Here is a 17,445-nt window from a genome sequence, read left to right as displayed (position 1 = left end):
CCGGGAGGAGTCCGTGGTCCGGGGCCATGATCCACCGTTTCTCGTGAACCGTTCATCTCTCAATTCTCCCCTTGTCCCGGGTATCGGCAGCACGCTGATGTCGATTGCTGCGATCCTTACCTTGGGCCCCCTTGCCGTGACCGCCGAAAATAATCCCGGATCAACCGCCCGCAACCACCTGGCCGCCGAGCAGTCACCCTATCTGCTCCAGCATGCCGAAAACCCGGTCGACTGGTACCCGTGGGGGCAGGAGGCGTTTGCGCGAGCCCGGACCGAGCAGAAGCCAATCTTTCTCTCCATTGGTTATTCAACCTGCCACTGGTGCCATGTCATGGCCAGGGAGTCGTTCGAAAACGAGGAGGTTGCGGCCTTTCTCAACGACCACTTCATCAGCATCAAGGTGGACCGGGAGGAGCGGCCCGACGTGGATCGTGTCTACATGACCTATGTGCAGGCGACGACGGGCGGCGGGGGGTGGCCGATGAGTGTCTGGCTGACCCCGGATCTGCAGCCGATCTACGGCGGTACCTATTTCCCAACGGATGACCAGGGGGGGCGGCCCGGCTTTCTCAGTATCCTGCGCAAGCTGGCCGAGCTCTGGGAAGATGACCGGGAGCGGGTTGTCGCTCAGGGTGACCATGCCGCGGGCATTCTCCGGCAGTATGCCGCCCACGCGACCCGCGCTCCCGGGCCACTTGACCCGGACAAACTCCGGGCCTGTTACGAGTATCTCTGGGAGTCCTTCGATGACACCCGGGGTGGGTTCGGCGGAGCGCCGAAGTTTCCCCGTCCCGCCAACCTGCTCTTTCTGCATCGGATGGCGGTCTCTCCCTCGGTGCCGGAGAAAGTCCGCACTGAAAGCCTGCGGATGTCGCGGGAGACCCATCGGGCAATGGCGGCAGGAGGAATGATGGATCAACTCGGCGGCGGCTTTCACCGCTATTCGGTCGATGCGATCTGGCATGTGCCGCATTTTGAAAAGATGCTCTACGACCAGGCCCAGCTGGCCTGGTCTTATCTTGAGTTGTATCAATTGACTGGGGACAAGGCATGGGCGACGGTGGCCGCCGGCGTCCTCGATTACGTCGAACGCGAACTGACCCATCCCGGTGGCGGGTTCTACTCGGCCGAGGACGCCGACAGTTTGGACCCGACGACCGGGGAGCATGGTGAGGGTCGTTTCTATACCTGGTCAGCCGATGAGGTTCGTGAGGTCCTCGACAAGGATGCGGAAGTCTTCATGGTCCATCACGGTGTGCAGGATGACGGGAACGTGGCGGCCGGGGCGGATCCCCAGGGTGAATTCCGCGGGATGAATATCCTGACCGGTCGACGGACGATTGCAGAAACCGCCGCGCAAACCGGACGGCCCGAGGAAGAGGTCGCCGACCTGCTCGAGCGGTCGCGCCAGAGACTCCTCGATCGTCGGAGCCAGCGCCCGCACCCTCATCTTGACGACAAGATCATCACGGCCTGGAACGGATTGATGATTTCCGCGTTGGCGCGCAATGCCCGTGGACTCGGCCGGCCGGAGGATCTGCAGGCGGCGCAGCGGGCGGCGGGATTCCTCAGGGAGAATCTCTGGGATCCGAAGACCGAACGCCTCTACCGCACCTACCGGGAAAGCCGCGGCGAGGTTGAAGGGTTCTGCGAGGACTATGCCTACCTCATCCAGGGTCTGATCGATCTCTACGAGGCGGACGGCTCGATGGTCTGGCTGGAATGGGCCGGACAGCTGCAGGGCATTCAGGATTTGCTTTTCTGGGATGCTGAAGGCGGAGGCTATTTCAGTTCGGCGGCCGGCGACCCGGGCGTCCTGGTACGGATGAAGGAGGACTACGACGGGGCGGAGCCGGCCCCTTCCTCCGTGGCGGCGAGCAACCTGATCCGTCTCAGCCGAATGCTTGGCCGGAACGACCTTGAAGATCGGGGTCGGAAGACGATTGAGGCCTTCGCCGCCCAGTGGGGGACCAATCCGCAGGCCATGCCGCAGATGATGATGGCCCTCGATCTGGCGGTGAGGCCGTCGCGGGAAATCGTCCTTAACGGGTCAAGGGCCGATCCCCGGTATCAGGCTCTCCGCTCGGAAATCGACCGCCGGTTCCTGCCGGATGCGGTTGTGGTCCATGCCCTGGACGACGAGGTCATCCCGAAGGGACTCTTTGCCGGAATCGCGGCCGAGTCGCTGGTGGTGGCTGCCGAGTCTGCCGAACCGCTGGCCCGGGTCTGCCAGGATTTCGCCTGCCGTCTGCCGGTCGCGGAGGTTTCGGAACTCGCCGCGTTGCTCGAACCGGCAAAGCCGGTCGAGTGACCGGGCTATGATGGAGGGCTAAATGCCGGCATTTTTACGCCGATATTACGGTTGGTCCGGTAAACCGGCGCCGAGCCTGAATTCCCTTCTCAGACCTATCTGTCATGCGCGTAATCGGATTCGCCATTCTCCTCCTTGTCATCGGGATCGGTGGCTATTTTGTATGGGACGCCTGGCAGAATTTCGGCCCACGCATCCCAAAGGAAGCAAAGGTGCTGATCGCGCCGAACAAGGAAGAGTCCAAGGTCGTCCTGCCTCACCGTATTGAAGACCGCACCTATTTCGAAGAGTCGCTGGGCTATCTCTCTGAAGGTGCGCCGCAGCCCAAGGTTGTCCGGGTCATCAACGCTGAGTCACAGACTCCCGAGGACCGGATCACCGTCCTCCCGCTCCAGACCAACGGGGAACCCTATGAGGTTTTCCGGAATTGGACTGGCGCAGTGTTGGTTCCTGACATGAAGGTGGTCTCTAAGGCCTATACCGACCTGGTGACGCTTGCGAGGGTCGAGGCTCACCCGATCGAAGACGGGCGGATCCGTGTCTGGGCCCGCATCCAGAATCAGACCGATCAACCGCTTTTGCTGCAAAAAGACTGCACCTTCCGGTTCATCGGCCAGACGCAGATGGAGAAACCGTACTTTGAACGGCTGGCCATGCCGGCGGGCGGCTTTCGGGACGTGATGTTTGAATCCGACCAGAAGAGTGTCGTCGCTTACACCATCCTGATCCGCCAGTTCCAGGACGATCTCTGGTAGCCGTCCGGCTCCCGGCGTTTGGAAAACTGTCAGAAACAGACGCGGAAATAGAAATTCGACTTGGGCAGCCATTGTGCTTCTGTTTTGGGATGCCTGACGAACGGAATCAGCGGATCTACCCGGTGGGTGACCGGCTTTGCGGATTGCTTGATCTGCTGGAACTGTTTCTGCGGAAAGAGTTCATGCAGGACGGGGTGCCGCGTGTTTCGGATCTCCATCTCAAATCCGGGCAACCGGCCCGGATCCGGCTGGATGGGGAACTGGTCCTGGTGCCCGGGGCGACGCCCCTGACCGACGAAATCATGACAACCCTGCTGACCCCGGTCCTCGGAGTCGTCGCGGTGGAGAAGTTGAAGCGGCGTCCTCCGGAAGACGTCGACGCGTCGTTTGAATGGAAGGAACGGGCCACCAGTTTCCGTCTCAATGCGTTTGCCGAACGGGAGGGTCTGGCCTGTGTCTTCCGGGTGCTGCCCCGGGAGGTGCCTCCGCCGGAGGAGCTTGGTTTTTCAACGGATCAGGCCTGGCGGGAGATTGTTTCCATGCAGCAGGGCCTGGTCCTCGTGACCGGCATCACCGGTAGTGGAAAATCGACGACGATCGCGAGTCTTCTGCGCTACATCAGTCGGCAGCGGGCCGTCCGGATCATCACCCTGGAGGACCCGATCGAGTACATTCTGCCCACGGAGAAGGCTCTCGTTTCCCAGCGGCAGATCGGCGTCCACGTCAACACCTTCGCCAGTGGACTTCGGAGCGGACTGCGCGAGGATCCGGATATCATTTTCGTCGGCGAGATGCGGGATCGGGAAACGACGGCCCTCGCCCTGACCGCGGCCGAAACGGGTCACCTGGTTTTTTCAACCCTGCATACCAAGGATGCCAAGGGTGCCCTCTCGCGGATCGTCGACATGTTCCCTCCGGAGCGCTTCAAGGAACTCTGCAGCCAGCTTTCCTTCAGTCTGTCCTGGGTCATCGGACAGCGCCTCGTCGTCCGGGCGGACGGCCGTGGTCGCCGACCGGCCATGGAGATACTGAAGAACAACCCGGCGATGGGCAACCTGATCCGCAACGGGGTCTGGCAGCAGATCCAGTCGGGCATTGAGACCCAGGCCAAGGAGGGGATGATCACCTTTGAGCGTTCCCTCGTTCAGTTGTTCGAGAACGGAGAGATTACCCGGGAGGAAGCCCTCCGCCACGTCAACGACCCGACGTTCCGGTCGCGTCTGGGTTGAGAAGACCCATCAAGGGGTCAACGCTGAGATTTCAGTTCAGGGCTTGTGAGGGCGGACTCGACTCAACCGAAGGATGGGTGGCTTTGTTCTTCGACGAATGACTGACCGAAGGATAACCTGAGGTGGTCGAGCGGACGAAAACGTCCAACCTGACCACCCCATGGTATCTTCTGCTGGAGGCAAAGAAAAACCGGGAGCCAGACTTCCCTCTGTCATGGAGGTTTGCCCGGCTCCCGGCGATCCCGACTCAGTGTGTTTTGGGAAGTAGATTGTCAGTTCTTGCGGGACGGCTGGATCAGGTCGAGACCGGCCATGGTCAGGCATCCTGCGAAACTGATGACGGCGTAGATGAATAAAGTGGTCATTGTTGTGTTGGGTTGAGGTTGGTTGTATCCGAAGAACACAGGTACATCTTCAGAAGTTGCAGATTTTTTGTTTTCTGTAATCCGGAGGTTGGGGGCCGGAGTCGGGTTGCACTTTCGTCCGGATATCGGGCATTGCCGACTCGGAACCCTTGTGGCTCTTGCTTGCACCGCCACCGGGGTACCTCAGGATGATGTCCTCTTCCCATGGAAATCCACTCCGCCCGCCCGCCGGTGTCCCGGCATCCTTCTCCGCCCGCTGCCGGTGTTGGTCTGCAGCCGGTGTGTTTCGGCGGGCTTGAGCTGAAAACCAATCTTTTTCTGTCGCCACTTGCAGGGTACACGACCTTGCCTTTTCGTCTGGCGGTGAGGGCGCTCGGGGGGCTCGACCTGGCTACGACCGACCTGGTCAATGCCCATTCGCTCCTCCGGCACAACCCGATGGCCTACAAGCTGGTGGCGACCTGTCCGGAGGATTCCCCGCTGGCCGTGCAGCTCTTCGGGGCGGATCCGATCGTCATGCGCGATGCCGCCCAGATGATCGAAGCGATGGGTATTGCCTCGGTGGACATCAACATGGGTTGCCCGGTCAAGAAAGTGGTCCGGACCGGCAGTGGCGCGACGCTCATGACCAGCACGGACACGGCGGCCGAGCTTGTGCGGACTATGGTCGGGGGGCTGCGGATTCCGGTCACCGCCAAAATGCGTCTGGGGTGGGACCAGAACAGTCTGACGGCGCCCGACCTGGCCCGGGCCCTGGAGGATGCCGGCGCCGCGGCCATCTTTGTGCATGGGCGGACGCGGGCTCAGGGGTTTTCCGGTCGGGTGGACCTGAAGGGAATCGCGGCGGTTGTCCGGGCGGTGACGCGGATCCCGGTCATCGGAAACGGCGATGTCACCACCCCGCAAGGAGCGGCCCGGATGCTGGAGGAAACGGGTTGCGCCGGGGTCAGCATCGGACGCGGGGCCTTCTACAATCCCTGGATCTTCAGCCAGACCGCCGGCTTCTTGAAAACAGGTGAGATCCCGGCGGAACCCGATTTTGAGGAACGAATTGCCCTGATGTGCGGTCATCTGGATCGTATGATCACGTTTCATGGAGAAGCCCTCGGGTGCCGGCTCTTTCGGAAAATGGCGCCCTGGTATGCGCGGCAGTTCGGTCCGGCCGTCTTTTTCAAGAGGGCGGTTGCGGGTTTCCAGACCCGGGAGGAGTTTGCAGGAATCCTCGACGATTACCGGTCCTGGCGGCTGCAGTTCGTCGACGAGGCGGGCGTTCTTCTGCCGGCTTATCAGCCGCGATCGCCCTATTCGTCCTTCATGGATGCCGAGGGCGCGGACCGCTCGGAGGGAATTGCCGTTCCCCGGGGGCCGACTGCCATCTGGTGAGGGCGGTTTGCCGAAACCCGGTGTTGATCACCCACCGGCCGCATGTTTCAATGACCCCCATGGTCGCGCGTTCGATTCAACGGCTCTTGTTCGCAGGGGGTTGCTTCCTCTTTTTGGCGGTGGTCAACGGGCAGGCGGTCGCCAGGAGCGGGGACCGGGTGAATCTGGACTTTTCCAGTGATGCCGGCGGAAAATCATGGGCTCCGCTCAATGACACCATCATGGGGGGGCGATCGACGGGGCGCTTTGAGCCCATTGAGGGCGCCATGCGATTTTCAGGTACGCTGTCGCAGGAAAACCGTGGGGGATTTGCCTCGATCCGGGGAGAGGAACGGCCCGTTGACCTGGCGGAGACCGAGGGATTTGAGCTTCGAGTCCGGGGAGACGGCCGGACTTATTCCCTGATGCTCTGGACGGATGACACGCCGGACCGGGTCTACTATACGGCTTCGCTCGCGCCTCCGGCGGGGGAGTGGGCGACCCTCACTTTGCGTTGGAACGATTTCAAACCCTATTTCCGGGGATTCTGGGTGGCCCAGAAGGACCTCGACCCGAGCCGGATCACGTCGATCGGGATGATGATCTCGGATGGAAGGGCCGGGCCGTTCACCCTCGACATCCAGTGGCTCAGGTCGAGAGAAAAGACCGGATCTGCCGAAATCGGAGTGGACGGGTAGGGCGGCTCTCCGGCTCAGAGATTGAAGAGAATACTGACGATTTCCAGCAGGCGGGGACCGGGGACGACCTGACCCTGCCAGTTGGCCTCGACCAGTTCGTAGCAGGGATAGTCCATCAACTCTGACGGGTCATGGTAGACGACCTCGGTCACATTGGGTCCCATCACAACGACTTCCTCGCGGGTCAGGGTGCGCCAGGCAATGGGAACACCGTAGCCGTTGAAATTGATCTGCCAGCCATGACTCTCGCCCTGGTTGAGTTCCTCGCCGATCAGTTCCGGATAGCGGCGGATGAAATCCGGGGTCTTCAGTGACTGAACCTTGATCGAGACCGCGATGGGCTGCATCAGGAGATAATCACGGATATTGTCCTGATCGCCCATCTTGAGCTTGCCGACGAGGTCGAGGAAATCGATGGCAAGGAGGTTGCGTGGGTTCCAGACGCCGTTCCTGTTGGGTCCGGCCTCCTGGTGGCGGCTATGCCAGCCGGGAAAGGTGTCGGCCAGTCGCAGGGCCACTTCGAAATGCAGGTGGGCCTCGGATTTTGAGAGAGACCCATCGGGGGTGGATCGTCCGAGAGTGCCGATGACCTGTCCTTCCTCGACCATCTGATCCTCGGCCAATTCGTAGGGGATGTTGCGGAGGTGGCTGTAGACGCTGAGAAGCTTGGGCTCGAGGGTGTTGTGCTCAACGACCACATAAAGGCCCCATTCGCTCTTGTAGCGGTCCCGGTTGATATAACGCACGATCCCCGGCAGGATGGCACGGACAGGATCGGTCGGCTCGTCCATCCAGTCCCGCTGCAGTGGCTTCAGGTCGAGGCCGTCGTGGAAAAGCATACCCTGGTTCAGGGTGCACCCGAACTGACCGGAGTCCGCATTTCCGGCTTCCCGGGCGAGGATATAGCCTTGAGGGCCCTTGCCCATGGCGTAGGCGTCGTTGGGCGTGGGCCAGGTGAATTCCAGCGGCTCGCCGAAGGAGGCGGTCACTGAGATGATCAGAGTGGTGAGAGAGAGTATCCGTTTCACGATTTTTATGGGTTCAAACGTTGGAAACGCGGGATCCATGGGCCTGTAAACGGCAGAAATCCGGGTTTTTTCACCCGGAAACTGTTTTCGAGGCGAATTCCCGGCTGATCTCGTCGGCGGATAGGCGGACGGAGTAGCGGGATTATCCCGCCAGATCGACCCCCAGGCTGGTGGCGGTTTCCGAGCGGTTTCGCTGGGGAAAAATCCGGTTCAGCCGCGAGCAGGTCCAGAAAAAGGCGATCCCCCCGCCCAACAGGTAAAGGTGATAGGAAAAGAATCTCCACGTCATAAGGATGACGCCGACGAGGGCAAGGGGAGCAAATTGAGGAAGTATGATGCCGGCAAAAATCTCCACCGATCCTCCACCCCCGGGCAACACGACGATGAGCGACAGGCTGAAGAGGATGCCCTGAATGAGGAAGAGGGGGAATGGATTGGCCTGGGTACCGAAAGCGAAAAGCACCAGGGGCAGGAGGCTGTAGCGGCAACACCACTGAACGGAGGCGAGGCCGAAATCGATCAGGAGAGCGCCTTTCCTCCGTTTGAAGATGAAGGCGAGGGAGGTAAAAATCCGTCGGTAGCTCCGGGCCATCGCCCAGCGAATCGCGCGAATTCGCGTCGGCCAACGCTTTCTTTGGCCGAGGGCAAACCGGCCCGACCAATCCTGCAGGTGGCGTTGGACCCTGGACCGGGTCAGCAGGAAAATCAGTCCGACTGCAAGCAGGGCGAGGGCGGACATCAGGCCGATCACATGGAGGTCGTCGGCTTCCTGGAGTAGCCCTCCGAAGGCGGGGTCCTTGAGAATAACGAAGATCGCCACGGGAGTGATCAGGCTGAAGAAGGCGAGGTCGACGGTCACATCCGCGGCCAGCATGGAACCGCCCCGGGTCAGCGGGATATTGGCCTGGCGGAGCAGGGCAAGACGCAGAACGGTCCCGCCGACCCCGGCCGGGGTGGCGGCGATGCCGAACTCGGCCGAGAGGGAGACGGCGATCGCCTGGCGGAAGCTCATCTCGTAGCCTAGGGCACGCGACAGAACCAGGACACGCCCCCCATTGCAGATCCAGGCGAGGAAGGCCGTTCCGAAGAGCACGGGGAGCAGAGGCCAGTGAAACTGCCGCATCTGCTGCCAGGTATCCTCCCGCAGGGTGAAGACGAAGACCGCGACCGATGCGATACCGCCGAGGGCCATGGCCTGCAGGAGGTAGCGGATAAGCGTACTGCGATTCAGGGTCCGCGACGGTTTCATCGGGATAAGGAAACCGGAGGGGAAGTGGAAAGGGCGAGATCGCGATAGGTCATCGGCCGCCGATCGCCGATGGCGCGGGTGAGCAGGTCCAGCACCGCCTGAAGGATGCGGGGGTGGTCGAGATCGCAGGGGTGGACGGCCAGTCTGAGCACAGGAGCGCTGCGGTGGAACCGCATCCAGAACCGTGTCCAATGGACGGAGACGAACCGGCGCCACGCGCTCCGGCAGCTGAAGACCAAGGTTGGGGCGGGCACGGTCTTTTGTTTTTGGAGGAGTTCAACCTGGCTGAAGAGAGTGTTGTAGTGGAATCCCATCTGCCGCAGAGCCTCCCTTCCATCCGTGCTGAGCAACCAGGCCGGAGCGGTGAATCCGTGGACCTCGAGATTCGATCGTCTGAAACAGGCGAGGCCATCGGCGAGTTTGCCATCCGCTTCCGCCCGGGTCAGTTGATAGAATTCTCCTTCGTGGTTGGTGTAGAAACGAGCCATCAGGCGGGCCACCGGACCTCCCCGAATCACTTCGGCGGCATGAGTGTCGCCATGGAGGCAGAGGTCGTGACCGGCTGCGGCGAGTTCCTGCAGCCAACGGACAAACCCGGCATCCGTATGGAACGGCGGACTGCCGTGCCACCGGGGCACCACGAGGAGGGACTGGCGGGGGACGCCGGCTTTGGAGGCGAGCTCGAGGAAGCGTTCGCAGGCCGCCCGGCTTCCGGGATGGAGATCGTGAAAGGAAACGATGAGGGCACGCGGTGCTTCAGGCATCGAAAAACTTGCAGAGAGTGGCCACGTAGACGGGCTGGTCGTAGTGTCTTCTGAACTTGGTGATCTCCTTCTTGTCCACCAGCCTGAAACCGTAGCGCTCGTAGAATCGCGTGCGCTTGTCGTCCTGGACCTGGATCTGACCGAAAACGGCGCGGGCACCCTCCGCCTTAACCTTGTCCACGTAGGTGAAGAGCAATTGGCGACCCGCTTTCCCGGTCCGGTAGGAGGGAAGCAGATTGAAGTGAAAATGGGCTGCCGCCGGAATCCCTTTGGGGGTCTGTCCGGATGAGCGAAAGACAACCCAGTAAAGGAAGCGCCGGCTCTGTTTGTCGTAACGTCCGGTCAGGAAACGAAACACGGCTCGCGGAACGATCCGGGTGGCGATGAGGAGTCCCTGCCGGAATGCATTGTAGCGGTAGCGAAGGCACCCGAGGAGGTAGCCGATGATCTCGCCGGTCTCGTCATCGATCGCGACGAGCGAACTCTCGGGTTCAAAGTCGGTATAATAGCCGGTGAAGAAGTCCGCAAAGAGTTCTCGATCGCTGAAGATCGGCTCGATCGGATTGCCCATGAATCCGGTCTCGCAGCATACGTGGCGGACGGCTGCCCGGTCCTCAGGTCTGTAGGGCCGGATTGTGCACGCCATGGATGGTCTTGTTGGTCGGAAGCTGGAAAGTCCCGGCGGAACCGCCCGCGATCAGGTGTCGGTAAAGCGCGGTCATTCGCACAAAGGTGGTTTCGATGTTGAAATTCTCCTGCATCCGCCGGCTGCGCTCACTGCGCTCGCCATCGGTTTCTCCGAGATCGAGGGCACGGGTGATGGCCTCGGCAATGCCGGCCCCGGTTGCGTCCCGGGCGAGGATGAGGGGAGACTCTCCGGAAAGGGATTCTTCCAGGCCGCCTCCGGCGATCCCGATGACGCGGCACCCGCAGGCCTGGGCTTCCAGGGAGACAATTCCGAAGGTCTCCCACTTGCCCGGGTGGATGAAGAGGTCGGCTGCGGAATACATCTCGGCCAGGTGGATGGAGGATTCACTGTAGGGCAGCCATGTCAGGTTCGGGCGTCTGGCCGCCTGTTCCTTGACCCAATCGCCCAATTCACCGTCGCCGATAAGCAGAAGATGGGCGGACTGCAGGCGTGCCGGCAGACGGTCGAGCATGCCGACGAGCTGGCGGATGTTCTTTTCACGGGCGATCCGTCCGACAAAGAGCAGGAGAGGCGCCCCGGGCCCAAGACCCAATTCCTGCCGGATCCTCTCGCGGGAGGGCTTGGGACTGAACACCCCGACATCAGTCCCGAGGGGTATGTTCACGACCTTCTTGATGCCACAGAAGGTCAGGGCGTCACACAGTCGGCGTGTGGCCACGACGGTGGCGTCCATCCGGTTGTAGAGACCGACGACGTAACGATCGATCCAGTGGGAGACCAGGCGTTCGATCGGGCGGCCGAGAAACCGCTCGATCGTCCGGCCGAAGGCCCGTGGGAAGTCGGAATGGTAGAAAGAGATCACCGGAACACCGATTTTCCTCGCGGCTTCCAGCCCGATCCAGGCTGTCCGGTAGGGGTCGCCGATCTCGATCAGGTCCGGTCGTTCCTGTTCGATGATCTCGAGGATCCGTTTCCGATTCATGAGAATTCGGTAGCTGCGCGAGCCAATCAGCCGGGGCGAATTGATTTCGTACTGCCGGGTGATGGCCCCTGAAGTCACGGCGTTGCGGGCGGACGGAATGATCAGAACATGCTCAAGGTCGTTCACCTTGGCAAAATGACGCTGCTTGTCGCTGATATAGCGCTTCACGCCCCCGCCGAGAGGGCTGTAGAACTGCGTCAGATCACAGATTTTCATGGATTGAGTAGGACGGGACCGGGTGCCCCGCCAGATGGAGTCACGGGGCCAGGGAAGGGCCACCCTACCATCTGCAGCGTCGTTGCCAAGTGTCTTTCCACAGCTGTGTTTCCAACCTCAGGATGGATCGGGGATTGCTTCGTGCTTGCGCCCGAAGTCTTCACCCAACAATACCTTGTCCACTTTCTTATGGGACGCAATACCACCGTGAACGTCGCCGTGATCGGAGCCGGAGCGATCGGCCTCAATCATATTCAAAGCTTCCAGGACCATCCCGCTGCGCGGGTGGTGGCCTTGGCCGAGACCAGCCCGATCCGGGGCAAGGAGGCGGCCGATCGCTTTTGCATTCCCGATCTCTACACCGACTACAAGGATGTTCTCGCCCGCAAGGACGTCGACGTGGTGAGCATCGCCCTGCCGAATTTCCTTCACGCACCGGTGGGCCTGGATGCGCTGAGCGCCGGCAAGCACCTGATGATCGACAAGCCGATGGCCACCAACGCGGCAGACGCCGCCAGAGTCATTGCCTTGGCCAGGCGCAAGAAACGCCACCTCATGATCGGCCAGAACATTCGGTTCACCCCGGAGGTCCAGACGATCAAGCAATTGGTGACCAGGGGCAAACTCGGTGACGTCTATCATGCGAAGGCTCGCTGGATGCGCCGGAGCGGGATTCCCAAGATGGGCACTTGGTTCACCCAGAAAGCCCTCGCCGGTGGAGGGTGTACCTACGATATCGGCGTGCATGCCCTCGATATGATTCTCCACCTGATGGACGATTTTGATGCCGCGGCAGTCAGCGGGCAGACCTTCACCAGGTTTGGCAACCGCGGACTCGGCGAAGGCGGCTGGGGCAAGTCGGAGGTCGATCCGAGCAAGCCGTTCGACGTCGATGACATGAGCAATGCGCTGATCAAGATGAAGAGCGGCCGGACTGTGCTGCTCGAGGTCACCTGGGCCGCTCATCAGCCGACACGCGACGAGAACGGAGGGCAGCTTTTCGGGACCGAAGGAGGGGCGACCACCAATCCGGCACAGTTTTACCGCAGCACGAAAACCGGTTACGTCGTCGAACAGCTCAACACGTCAGCCTGCCTCGTGACCCCCAATCGGATGGGGCATTTTGTCGACGTCGTCCTCGGGAAGGCGGAACCCTATGTCCAGCCGGCCCAATCGCTGGCTGTTCAGAAGATTCTCGATGCCATCTATGAATCCTCCGCCACCGGGCGCGAGGTGCGGATCAGGTAACGGAAAGCCCGGCCATCTGCGGAGGGAATCGGCCTGCAGGAGAACCCCGTTCTTCGATGAAATCGAGGATTGAGGGAATCTCCTGCAGAATGGGCGCCTTTACGACCCCAGCGTCTTCAGGGCGGCGAGGACGTCGGCCGCCTGTTCGGCGGTTGAGGCGCTGAGATCGCGCCATACGACTTTGCCGTTCTGGATAAGGAAGGCCTGCCGTGCGGCGGTTCCCATCCGGGTCGGGACGCCGAACGCCCCGACGATCTTCTGATTGGTGTCAGCCATCAGGACGAACGGAAGACGGTACTTTTCCTGAAACTTCTTCTGTGCTTCCGGTGTGTCGGTGCTTACTCCGACCACGGTGACACCCTTGTCGCTGAGGGCTTCGAAATCATCGCGCAGACTGCAGGCCTGCTTGGTACAGCCGGGAGTGTCCGCCTTGGGGTAGAAATAAACCAGAACCATTCCTTCACTGTAGAGAGCGCCGAGTGAGACTGGAATTCCGTCCTGGTTGAGAGCGGTGACGTCGGGGGCGGTTGCCCCGATTTCGAGCGGGTCGCCGCTTCCGAAGATTGCGTTGGTGATGGTTCCGATCATAAGCAGGGCAAGTATGGTTTTCATCTTTTGGGAGCATAAGGGTGTCCGGCCCTGACGCAAGGTGGGGGATCGAATTCGTCTGATTCCGCGGCCGGGGCGTCAAGAGGGCAGGGAATTGGCCGATCTGGAGAGGTGCCCAAAGAGACTACCGGGGCTTCATGCATGAACATATTGATTGCCGAGGACGAGACGGTATCGCGCCGACTCCTTGAGAAATTCCTGACCGAGATTGGGCACCAGGTCGAGTCGGTGACCAATGGGACCGAAGCCTGGGCGCGTTTTCAGCTGAAGAACCCTCCGGTGGTGATCAGTGACTGGCGCATGCCTGACATGGACGGCCTAGAACTCTGCCGGAAGATCCGATCGGCCGATTCCGAAGACTACACCTATTTCGTCCTCCTGTCCGGGGTCAGCCGGAACAAGGACAATTTCCTGCAGGCCGCCCGCGCCGGGGTGGACGATTTCCTGACCAAGCCGATCAATCACGACGAGATCTGGATGCGCCTCCGCGTAGCCGAACGCATCCTCTCCTACACCCGGCAGATCCAGCAATTGGAGAGCATCCTGCCGATTTGTGCCTACTGCAAAAAGATCAGGGACGACGGTGATTACTGGGAGCAGCTGGAGACCTACATGACGGAGCACAAGGGGATGGATTTTTCCCACTCCATCTGCCCGGAATGCTACGAGACGCATGTGGTTCCGGAGATCGCCGCCCTGAAACAGGACCGGCCCTGAGCGGCCCGTCGGGTCAGCGCGCCCCTGGTTTCAGGGTCACAATAGTGGCGCCCCAACTCCCCGATGTTTCATCGCCGAGGCGGAATCCGGCCACCCCGGCCTGGCGACGAAGCAGGGCATGAACGGTCTCCCGGAGGGTTCCGGTGCCCTTGCCGTGGATGATTCGGACGGAGAGGATCCCGCGTTCCCGGCAGGCCTCCAGATAGTCCGGAATGAGAGTGGCGAGATCGGAGGGTCGAAAGGTGTGCAGATCGAGAACCCCATTGATCGGAAGCTCAATCGGCTCGTCACTCATCGGGCTCCCGGGAGATCAGAATCTCGGATTGACCTCCTTGAGCTCGGTCGGCTGCAGCTCGATGTCGCCGTCGAGTGAGGGCTCCTCATCATTGCGGTAAATCCGGCAGATGACCGGCTCGTCCACATCGAGGGCCGACCACCCCCACCTGCCGGTCGAGAGGAATTGCATCGGGACACCTTTTTCCCAGCTCAGGCCCGGCCCGGTTCCCCGGATGGTGAGTTTATTGCCAATACCGATATAGGCTGTGGCGATGATGGAGGTCGAGCGATCGTTGAAGACGTAGCGGGCCGAAGTCGATTCGGGGATCTCCATCGCGAGATCGTGATTCGGGTCGTCTCCGACCGGTTTCCTGGGTTCCGGCTTGATCCGAGGGGTGGGGCGAACCCGTGTTTTCGCTTCCCTGGTTCTGGGTTCGGTTTTCGCCGCAGCGGTGGCCGTGGGGGACGATTCCGGTTCAGCCGGGCCTGCGGTCTCAGGGGACCCGGGAATCGGATTGTCTGCCGGGGATGGGTCAGGCGGGGGTACGGGGACGGTTTCCTTCCAGGCGAGCCACCTGGCCTCGATCTCCCGGCTCAGACTGCCGAGGGCGGCCTTGAGGTCGTCCGGGGTCACGGATCCGGTCCGGCCAAGTTCCTGCAGCCGTCGATCGATGCCGTCGAGCTGCGAAGCCAGTCCGGAAACCATCTCGAGGACCGGCGTCGGGTCGTGCCCGGGCGGTGCCGCGTGCTCGGTTTTCCGGTCGAGCTCCTGCAGACGTCCGTCGACGGTCTCGAGCCGCGCAGCCAGACCGGAGACCACCTCGAGGACCGGTGTCAGGTCGTGGCCGGACGGTGCCGCCGTTTCGGTGTTCCGGCCGAGATTCTCGACGAGGTCGGCAAGTCGGTCATTGGTCTCTTCAATCGAGGTGAGGGCGCGCTCGACCTGCTCGGTGGAGGATTGGCTTCGCGATACGGAATTGCTGAGCTGCTCGGCCAGGGCGGAGAGTTTGCGAAGATGATGACCATCGGAGGCGCTTCCGCTGGTCTCGGCCAGGCGGACGCGGTTTTCATTCTCAATCAGGAAGGGGATCAGGGTGAGGGCGACTCCGCAGATCAGGCAGACCACTGCGGCCGCAGCCACGCTGCCGGAAATCGGGCGATCGGCGAGGGCGAGAAGCGCGATCATGGCGGCAAGGAAAACCGCGTCGCCCAGAAAGAACGGCCATTTGGCGATGGTCTTGGGTGAAGCGGTCGGGCTGTTCATGACGGATCCAGGCTCTTTCCCATCTTCCTGAGAGAATTCATGGGCTCAAGAAGGAAACGCCTTTTTGAGACGGGGTGGCGAGGAACGAGGGCGTTTTGCCCAACCTGACGCAGAGACTTTCGACCCGGTGCCGAAATGTCCCTTGAGATTGCCGGGTGTCTCCCTATGCTTTTACTTTGATTCTGTGATGAGTTTCAAGAAACCCCCACCGACCTCTCTTGGGTCGAGGCGACATCCTCTCGTTCTGGGTCGCTCGACCAACCTGATCTGGACCATCCTTCCGACCATTGCCGTGGTGGCGGCGCTTTTTGTCGGGTTCAGCTATATCAGCTATTTTATCCGCAATGTGATGGCGGAAAAGGAGATCACGATCCGGAGCGTCGACGGTGTGGTCAAGGCGCCCAAGCCCTTGCTGGAGCAGGTGCCTCCGCCTTCCCCGGAGGAGGCGATGGCGGCTTTTGAGCAACAGCAACGAGCGGCCCTGGCCGAGCAGGGTCTGCTCCCGGCGGTCCCCCCGGAACCCGTCCTTGAAGAGGAAACGACGGAGACGAAGATAGAACTGAAGCCGGTCGAACTGCCTCCGCTTGCTGTCCCGGGGGTGGGCGGTTCCTGAATGGAGACCGATCACTTCATCCGGATCGAGCGGGTCGAGAATGGCCGGCCCCGTCAGTTTGTGGTCAGCCGGAACGAGCCGGGTTTTTCCCTGGAGGTTGTTCCGGACAAGGCCACCGCAGGCCAACCCGCTATTCGGAAGGTCTGCGTGCCAAACTCGTGGACCGGCGATTACCATCGCTATTCCCGATTGATCGCGGCCGCCCAGACCTTTCTTGAGCAGTGTGAGAGTCTGACCCGCCGATCGATGGGATGAATCCGGACCCGAAGAGCGGCGGATGTCCCGGCTTCAGGCAAGCACCGCTTCGTTGATCCAGTCGGTGTGCTGGGGCTTGCCCATGTCGTAGGCAATTGCCGACCAGAGCGCGCGGTCGGCCTCATTCTTGAAGAACGGACGGAAGCCGGCATCCAGGTAAATGGAGATGGCGGGAATACGCCGGGTCTGAGTGTCGAGGTAGGCGCGTTGGTGATGTCCGGCCAAAACCCTGAGGGCCGCGGCGAGGGAGGCCTTGGCCAGCCCTTGTCCCTGGCTGGAAGGTCGGGTCGCCACCCAATGGATACGTCCGAAATCCTTTCCCTGAAAGGACGGGTTGTACCAGGCCCCCATCGTGCCGACACTGCATCCCTTCGGATTGGTGATGAGGAAAACCCTTCGCCAGGCGTTCTCCAGGTCGTGGCCGAATTCCTGCAGGAAAAGACCGGGTTGAACCTCGAAGTAGGGCTCGGCATCGCGTTGGATGTCCTCCCAGAGGCGTTCGTCGCCAGGCTCCATCGGGCGCATGCCGTAGCCTTCCGGGAAGGTCCAATCGGGGAGGTTGTCGAGGTTGTTCCGGACCATCACGATCGGATAGCCGGCCGGACCGAGGACGGGAGGAAGGTTTGTTGACGGGTTCTGTGGCATGGAGGGACGGGGTGCGGATCACACCAGGAGACGACGGAGGGACAGACCGCCGTCCATCACGTGAACGGCGCCGACCAGGTGGCGGTTGGCGGGGTCGCAGAGAAAGGCAATCTGCTCTCCAACTTCCGCGGCCGTGATCAGGGTCCGATTCGGCACGGATTCACGGGCCTTCTCCCGCAATCCGGGACTTTTTTCATAGAGACGCCCGGT

At 61.4% G+C, this 17,445-nt stretch carries 19 protein-coding genes; 9 read left to right on the top strand and 10 right to left on the bottom strand.

Features of this window, described 5'->3' with window-relative positions:
* The first annotated feature begins 43 nt into the window (after positions 1 to 43).
* The 5 genes from R3F07_00095 to R3F07_00075 all read left to right on the top strand — a co-directional run bounded on the left by R3F07_00095 (position 44) and on the right by R3F07_00075 (position 6,720).
* Positions 44 to 2,311, top strand: a complete 2,268-nt coding sequence (locus tag R3F07_00095) for a thioredoxin domain-containing protein (GenBank protein ID MEZ5274758.1) — start codon at positions 44 to 46, stop codon at positions 2,309 to 2,311.
* Between the two features lie 104 nt (positions 2,312 to 2,415).
* The gene (locus R3F07_00090; protein MEZ5274757.1) at positions 2,416 to 3,066 is read left to right on the top strand and encodes a hypothetical protein; all 651 of its coding nucleotides are present in this window, start codon (positions 2,416 to 2,418) and stop codon (positions 3,064 to 3,066) included.
* An 89-nt stretch (positions 3,067 to 3,155) separates the two neighbouring features.
* Positions 3,156 to 4,295, top strand: a complete 1,140-nt coding sequence (locus tag R3F07_00085) for a PilT/PilU family type 4a pilus ATPase (GenBank protein ID MEZ5274756.1) — start codon at positions 3,156 to 3,158, stop codon at positions 4,293 to 4,295.
* Positions 4,296 to 4,864: 569 nt separating this feature from the next.
* On the top strand, positions 4,865 to 6,043 hold the full coding sequence (gene dusB, locus R3F07_00080; GenBank protein ID MEZ5274755.1) for a tRNA dihydrouridine synthase DusB: 1,179 nt from the start codon (positions 4,865 to 4,867) through the stop codon (positions 6,041 to 6,043).
* A 50-nt stretch (positions 6,044 to 6,093) separates the two neighbouring features.
* Entirely contained in the window at positions 6,094 to 6,720 is a 627-nt protein-coding gene (locus tag R3F07_00075) for a CIA30 family protein (protein MEZ5274754.1), read from the top strand.
* A gap of 14 nt (positions 6,721 to 6,734) precedes the next feature.
* On the opposite strand, the gene R3F07_00070 is transcribed toward R3F07_00075, so the two are convergent.
* The 5 genes from R3F07_00070 to R3F07_00050 all read right to left on the bottom strand — a co-directional run bounded on the left by R3F07_00070 (position 6,735) and on the right by R3F07_00050 (position 11,608).
* Entirely contained in the window at positions 6,735 to 7,748 is a 1,014-nt protein-coding gene (locus tag R3F07_00070; protein MEZ5274753.1) for a M23 family metallopeptidase, read from the bottom strand.
* A 142-nt stretch (positions 7,749 to 7,890) separates the two neighbouring features.
* Positions 7,891 to 8,997, bottom strand: coding sequence for a lysylphosphatidylglycerol synthase transmembrane domain-containing protein (locus R3F07_00065; protein MEZ5274752.1), 1,107 nt, complete (start codon positions 8,995 to 8,997; stop codon positions 7,891 to 7,893).
* Positions 8,994 to 9,761 (bottom strand): polysaccharide deacetylase family protein, encoded by a 768-nt coding sequence (locus R3F07_00060; protein MEZ5274751.1) that lies wholly within the window; start codon positions 9,759 to 9,761, stop codon positions 8,994 to 8,996. Before R3F07_00060 ends, R3F07_00065 begins: the two co-directional genes overlap by 4 nt.
* Positions 9,754 to 10,407: a GNAT family N-acetyltransferase gene (locus R3F07_00055; protein ID MEZ5274750.1), complete on the bottom strand. Its 654-nt coding sequence runs from the start codon at positions 10,405 to 10,407 to the stop codon at positions 9,754 to 9,756. The genes R3F07_00060 and R3F07_00055 overlap by 8 nt, the downstream gene beginning before the upstream one ends.
* Positions 10,376 to 11,608, bottom strand: a complete 1,233-nt coding sequence (locus R3F07_00050; GenBank protein ID MEZ5274749.1) for a glycosyltransferase — start codon at positions 11,606 to 11,608, stop codon at positions 10,376 to 10,378. Before R3F07_00050 ends, R3F07_00055 begins: the two co-directional genes overlap by 32 nt.
* A gap of 141 nt (positions 11,609 to 11,749) precedes the next feature.
* Between R3F07_00050 and R3F07_00045 the strand changes: the two genes are divergently transcribed.
* A complete protein-coding gene (locus R3F07_00045) occupies positions 11,750 to 12,856 on the top strand; it encodes a Gfo/Idh/MocA family oxidoreductase (protein ID MEZ5274748.1) in 1,107 nt (368 codons plus the stop codon).
* A 99-nt stretch (positions 12,857 to 12,955) separates the two neighbouring features.
* Here the strand turns inward: R3F07_00045 and R3F07_00040 are convergent, their stop codons facing one another.
* Positions 12,956 to 13,468, bottom strand: coding sequence for a peroxiredoxin (locus tag R3F07_00040; GenBank protein MEZ5274747.1), 513 nt, complete (start codon positions 13,466 to 13,468; stop codon positions 12,956 to 12,958).
* A 138-nt stretch (positions 13,469 to 13,606) separates the two neighbouring features.
* On the opposite strand from R3F07_00040, the gene R3F07_00035 reads away from it, so the two are divergent.
* Positions 13,607 to 14,182, top strand: a complete 576-nt coding sequence (locus R3F07_00035; GenBank protein ID MEZ5274746.1) for a response regulator — start codon at positions 13,607 to 13,609, stop codon at positions 14,180 to 14,182.
* A 13-nt stretch (positions 14,183 to 14,195) separates the two neighbouring features.
* Here R3F07_00035 and R3F07_00030 read toward each other — a convergent pair whose 3' ends face one another.
* Both R3F07_00030 and R3F07_00025 read right to left on the bottom strand, forming a co-directional pair.
* Entirely contained in the window at positions 14,196 to 14,477 is a 282-nt protein-coding gene (locus R3F07_00030; GenBank protein ID MEZ5274745.1) for a Smr/MutS family protein, read from the bottom strand.
* A 15-nt stretch (positions 14,478 to 14,492) separates the two neighbouring features.
* Positions 14,493 to 15,722 (bottom strand): hypothetical protein, encoded by a 1,230-nt coding sequence (locus R3F07_00025; GenBank protein MEZ5274744.1) that lies wholly within the window; start codon positions 15,720 to 15,722, stop codon positions 14,493 to 14,495.
* Positions 15,723 to 15,909: 187 nt separating this feature from the next.
* Here R3F07_00025 and R3F07_00020 point away from each other — a divergent pair, with 187 nt between their 5' ends.
* Together R3F07_00020 and R3F07_00015 are read left to right on the top strand one after the other, a co-directional pair.
* Complete coding sequence (locus tag R3F07_00020) at positions 15,910 to 16,335, top strand: hypothetical protein (protein MEZ5274743.1); 426 nt, start codon at positions 15,910 to 15,912, stop codon at positions 16,333 to 16,335.
* Entirely contained in the window at positions 16,336 to 16,590 is a 255-nt protein-coding gene (locus tag R3F07_00015) for a hypothetical protein (GenBank protein ID MEZ5274742.1), read from the top strand.
* Between the two features lie 33 nt (positions 16,591 to 16,623).
* Here the strand turns inward: R3F07_00015 and R3F07_00010 are convergent, their stop codons facing one another.
* A complete protein-coding gene (locus R3F07_00010) occupies positions 16,624 to 17,235 on the bottom strand; it encodes a GNAT family N-acetyltransferase (protein MEZ5274741.1) in 612 nt (203 codons plus the stop codon).
* 18 nt (positions 17,236 to 17,253) lie between these two features.
* A partial coding sequence (locus tag R3F07_00005) for an SDR family oxidoreductase (protein MEZ5274740.1) occupies positions 17,254 to 17,445 on the bottom strand: 192 nt, incomplete at its 5' end.

It is taken from the genome of Opitutaceae bacterium (assembly GCA_041395105.1).
Lineage (GTDB): Bacteria > Verrucomicrobiota > Verrucomicrobiia > Opitutales > Opitutaceae > B12-G4.
Note: the sequence above shows the minus strand (reverse complement) of the source record. Positions and strands in the feature narration are given on the sequence as shown.